This is a genomic window from Paracoccus sp. UBA5162, from assembly GCF_002413585.1.
GTDB lineage: Bacteria > Pseudomonadota > Alphaproteobacteria > Rhodobacterales > Rhodobacteraceae > Paracoccus.
On record NZ_DHXG01000078.1, the window covers coordinates 25,842 to 30,657 of the forward strand.

The following is a 4,816-nucleotide window of genomic DNA, read 5'->3' on the forward strand; positions in this document are numbered from 1 at the left end:
CAGGTCGAGGCGATGACCATGGCCGACAAGATCGTGGTGCTGCAGGCCGGGCGGATCGAACAGGTCGGCAGCCCGCTGGATCTGTATCTGCGCCCCAGGAACGTCTTCGTTGCAGGTTTCATCGGCAGCCCGAGGATGAACCTCTTTTCGGGTCCGACCGCCGCCGAATACGGGGCCGAGACCATCGGCGTGCGTCCCGAACACATCGCCATCTCGGCCGAGGGCGGGAAATGGAAGGGACGGATCGGCGTCAGCGAACATCTGGGCTCGGACAGCTTCTTCTATGTCGAGGAAACCGGGCTGACCGAAACCATCACCGTTCGCTCGGACGGTGAATTGGGCTTTCGGCACGGCGACACCGTCTGGCTGACGCCGAACGAAGAGCGCATTCACCGGTTCGACAAGACCGGAGACCGGATCGCATGATGCGACTGGACGGCAAATCCGCACTGATCACCGGCGCGGCACGCGGCATCGGGCTGGAATTCGCCCGCGCCTATGCGGCCGAGGGCGCGCGGGTGGCGATCTGCGACATCAATGCCCAGGCCGCGGCGGATGCCGCCGCGGCACTTGGCGATGCCGCCATCGCGGTGCGGCTGGACGTGACCGACCAGAAATCGATCGACACCTGCGTGGCCGAGGTCGAGGAGGCCTTTGGTGGCATCGACATCCTTGTCAACAACGCGGCCCTGTTCACCGCCGCCCCCCTGACCGAGATCACGCGCGCCGATTACGATCGCATCTTCGCCGTCAACGTCTCGGGGACCCTGTTCATGATGCAGGCGGTCGCGCGTGTCATGATCCGTCGCGGCAGCGGCGGGCGCATCATCAACATGGCCAGCCAGGCCGGGCGCCGCGGCGAACCGCTGGTCGCCGTCTATTGCGCCAGCAAGGCTGCCGTCATCAGCCTGACGCAATCGGCGGGCCTGAACCTGATCCGCCATGGCATCAACGTCAACGCCATCGCGCCAGGCGTCGTGGAAGGCGAACACTGGGACGGCGTGGATGCCTTCTTCGCGAAATACGAAGGCAAGGAGCCCGGCCAGAAAAAGGCCGAGGTCGCCGCCGCCGTTCCCCATGGCCGCATGGGAACCGCTGCCGACCTGACCGGGATGGCCATCTTCCTCGCCTCGAACGAGGCCGATTACATCCTCGCCCAGACCTACAATGTCGATGGCGGACAATGGATGAGCTGATCCGCGCGACGCCTTGCCCCCTGCCCCGAGGCCCGCGTCCTCCGCGGGCGTTTTTCGAAGAAAGGTCCAGACATGGCCGCCACACTTTCGCAATCCATGCTGAGCGATCTGCCCGACCATGTCGGGCGCCCCGGCTATGATCGCGGCGCGCTGAAACCCGGTATCCTGCATGTGGGCATCGGCAATTTTCACCGCGCGCACATGGCTTTCTACCTGGACCGGCTGTTCGACACCGGCGAGGGGCATGACTGGGCGTTGATCGGCGCGGGCGTCCGTCCGGGCGATGCGGCGATGCGCGACCGACTGGCGGCGCAGGACTGGCTGACGACGGTGGTCGAACTGGACCCGAAGGGCCTGAGCGCCCGCGTCATCGGCTCGATGGTCGATTTCGTCGAGGTCGATCCGGCCAGGGTCATCGCCGCGATGGCCGATCCCGCGATCCGGATCGTGTCGCTGACCATCACCGAGGGCGGCTACTACGTCGATGCCAAGACCGACGGCTTCGACGCGGCCCATCCCGATATCGCCCACGACGCCGACAATCCGGACGCGCCGCGCACCGTCTTCGGCATGATCCTGGCGGCGTTGCGCGCGCGCCGCGCGGCGGGTGAGGCGCCCTTCACGGTCATGTCCTGCGACAACCTGCCCGAAAACGGTCATGTCTGCGCGCGCACCGTGACAGAACTGGCGCAGTTGTCCGATCCCGGCCTGGCCGAATGGATCCGCCAGAATGTGGCATTCCCGAATTCCATGGTCGATTGCATCACCCCCGCCACCTCGGACCGCGAACGCGCGCTGGTGCGGGACAAATTCGGCATCATCGACGCCGCGCCCGTGGTCTGTGAACCCTTCCGCCAATGGGTGCTGGAAGACAATTTCCCGCAGGGCCGCCCGCCGCTGGAAAAGGTCGGCGCTGAATTCGTGACCGATGTCAGCCGGCACGAATTGATGAAGCTGCGTATCCTGAATGGCGGTCACGCCGCCATCGCCTATCCTTCCGCGCTGCTGGGCCACCACTTCGTCCATGATGCGATGGCCGATCCCCGGATCGCCGCCTGGCTGCGCGCGCTGGAGGAACGCGAGATCATCCCGACCCTGCCCCCGATCGAGGGCGTCAGCTACGAGGATTATCTCGACCTCATCCTCGGCCGTTTCGCAAATCCGGAAATCGGCGACACCATCCCGCGGCTGTGCCTCGACGGGTCTAACCGGCAGCCGAAATTCATCCTGCCGACTTTGGCCGACGCGTTGCGATCGGATGCCGCCATCGACGGGCTGGCGCAAGAGGTCGCCTTCTGGTGCCGCTATTGCGAACGTATCGACGAGGCCGGAAACGAGATCGCGCCCAATGACGAGAACAGCGACGCATTGCGCGACTATGCCCTGGCCGCGCGCCGCGATCCTTTGGCCTTCCTGTCGAACCGTGCCGTCTTTGGCGCACTGGCCGACAATCCGCGCTTTCAGGACGCTTTCGCCCGCAAGCTGAGACTGGTGCAGGATCAGGGTGTCGGCGCCGCGATCAGGACCTATCTGGGCTGACGCGGTGGCCCCGCCGTCCTGACGCCCGCTGTCGCCGCAAGGCCCACGCCGCCATGCGATCGCCCAGACACCGGAATGGCGGACCAGCCGGCCGCGCCCCTGCATCACTTGCCGCGGCGCGTCTCGCGCAGGACCGTTTCGACAAGGATCAGGACGCAACCAAGCGCCAGCACGAACCCTGCCGCGACGGGCCCCAGCACGGCGCTGTTCATCAGGATGGCGACAAGCAGAACGCCACCCAGAACCGACAGCGTCAGCCGCAGGTCGGCCACGAACATCCCGAAAAGCTCCCTGAAGACATCGCCCAGGATTGTCATGCCGGCCGCCCCGCGGCCAAGGCGCGCGCCAGATGGGCAAGGCCGATGCCCGCCAACAGGAAAAGCGCCGCCAGGGGCAAGAGTGCGAGATCCGCACCAGGCCACCGCACGCCCAGCCCTTCGCCGGTCCAGAACACGCCAAAGGCCGACAGCATGACGCCAACCCCGAACTTCAGCGTATTTTCAGGAACCTGGGCCAAGGGCTTGCGCAGAGCGGCGCCCAGGACCAGCACCAGGGCGCAGGCGGCAAGGGCGCCAAGCGAGGCCTCCCACAGCAGGCCCTTGCCGGCACCGATGGCGATGACGATGAAAGCGACCTCCAGGCCTTCGAGAAGAACGGCCTTGAACGCGGCGATGCCTGCAATCCACCGCAATGTCCGCGGCGCCCCCGTCCGTGACCTCAGATCGGCGGCTTCCCTTGCGTAAGCCGCGCTCTCGTCATGCAGCGCGATCACGCCGGCCCAGCGAAGAACGGCCTTTCGCAGCCAGCCCGTGCCGAACAGCAGCAGCAGGATCCCCACGACAAGCTGCAGCGTCCGGATCGGGATGAATCGAAGCGCCGGACCCAGCGTCAGAACGATCAGTCCCAGAACGACAATCGCCGCGGCGGCCCCGGCGACGGCCGGTCGCCAGCCGCGCGTGGTGCCCACCGCCAACACGATCGTGAAGGCCTCCACCACCTCGACGAGGGATGCAAGGAAAGCCGCGGCGACGGCGGGAAAAAGGGCGGTCCAGAAATCCGGCGACATGAAGCCTTCTCTCAATCGATCCTGGCTGCGGTGCGGCCGCGACTCTATTGTTGTGTTTACTACATCATCGAGGTAGCATTTGCAACATGATCGAAACCGACACGACTGACCCGACGGACGCAACCTTCTCGCAGCGAATCCTGGCTGTCGGGTCGCGGCTTTCGGCGGTCGAGGCGCGGGTCATCGACTGGCTTTCCCGCAATCGCGAGCATGGACTGCGCGCCTCTGCGGCGGAAATCGCGACGGCCGCGAAGACCAGTGACGCGACGGTGATCCGAACTGCGCGAAAGCTTGGTTATGGCGGGCTTGCCGAACTGCGTCGCGCGCTTGCCGAGGATCTGCGTCGTGACCTGACCCTGGCCGATCGCATGGCCAATGAACTGGCCCGGCCCGCCAGGGCGGCGGGACTGGAGTCTTCGGCACAGGCGTTTCGTGACGCTCTCGAGGCGATCGAGACGATGGCGCCCGCGCTCGTTTCGGATTTCGTCATGACGATGCGTTCGGCGCGCCGGATTCATGTCTTCGGCATCGGTCCGTCGGGCTTCATCGCCGGCTATTTCGCGGCGCAGCTGGTGCGCCTGGGTTTCGATGCACGCGCCATCCTGCGCACCGGACTGCAACTCGCCGATGATCTGATCGGCATCGGGCCGGGCGATGCGGTGATCGCGCTGGCCTATGATCGCCCCTATCCCGAGGTGCGGGCCCTGTTCGACAGGGCAAGCGGCCTGAAGCTGCGCTCGGTTCTGGTGACCTCGATGGGACCGCATATTCCCGATCTGCGCGCAGGCATCCTTGTGCGGGTTCCCCGCGGCCGGACCGGCGGCTTCGGGCTTCACGCGGGCACCCTCGCCCTGCTGGAGGGGCTGCTGATCGCGCTTTCGGCATCCGAGCCCGAAAAGACCAGATCGGCGCTTCAGCGATTGAACGCCGCGCGGCAGGCGCTTGCAGGTTCGGCCATGGGACTTTGACCGCGATCCGGTTCGCGCCGTTCGCCCGCCATTTCCGAACCTCTGCC

General features: G+C 66.1%; 6 protein-coding genes. 4 read left to right on the forward strand and 2 right to left on the reverse strand.

Annotated elements, in window-relative coordinates; translation table 11 throughout:
- The 3 genes from B4A72_RS12870 to B4A72_RS12880 all read left to right on the forward strand — a co-directional run.
- A partial coding sequence (locus B4A72_RS12870; RefSeq protein ID WP_292978763.1) for a TOBE domain-containing protein occupies positions 1-426 on the forward strand: 426 nt, incomplete at its 5' end.
- Positions 423-1,196 (forward strand): L-iditol 2-dehydrogenase, encoded by a 774-nt coding sequence (locus tag B4A72_RS12875; protein WP_292952362.1) that lies wholly within the window; start codon positions 423-425, stop codon positions 1,194-1,196. The genes B4A72_RS12870 and B4A72_RS12875, both read left to right, overlap by 4 nt.
- 72 nt (positions 1,197-1,268) lie before the next feature.
- Positions 1,269-2,735, forward strand: a complete 1,467-nt coding sequence (locus tag B4A72_RS12880; RefSeq protein ID WP_292952359.1) for a mannitol dehydrogenase family protein — start codon at positions 1,269-1,271, stop codon at positions 2,733-2,735.
- Positions 2,736-2,839: 104 nt separating this feature from the next.
- Here the strand turns inward: B4A72_RS12880 and B4A72_RS12885 are convergent, their stop codons facing one another.
- Both B4A72_RS12885 and B4A72_RS12890 read right to left on the reverse strand, forming a co-directional pair.
- Positions 2,840-3,052 (reverse strand): hypothetical protein, encoded by a 213-nt coding sequence (locus B4A72_RS12885; RefSeq protein ID WP_292952356.1) that lies wholly within the window; start codon positions 3,050-3,052, stop codon positions 2,840-2,842.
- Positions 3,049-3,801 carry a COG4280 domain-containing protein gene (locus B4A72_RS12890; RefSeq protein WP_292952353.1) on the reverse strand — a complete coding sequence of 251 codons (753 nt, stop codon included), beginning with the start codon at positions 3,799-3,801 and terminating at the stop codon, positions 3,049-3,051. Before B4A72_RS12890 ends, B4A72_RS12885 begins: the two co-directional genes overlap by 4 nt.
- 86 nt (positions 3,802-3,887) lie before the next feature.
- Here B4A72_RS12890 and B4A72_RS12895 point away from each other — a divergent pair, with 86 nt between their 5' ends.
- Positions 3,888-4,769, forward strand: coding sequence for a MurR/RpiR family transcriptional regulator (locus B4A72_RS12895; RefSeq protein ID WP_292952351.1), 882 nt, complete (start codon positions 3,888-3,890; stop codon positions 4,767-4,769).
- The last annotated feature ends 47 nt before the right edge of the window (positions 4,770-4,816 follow it).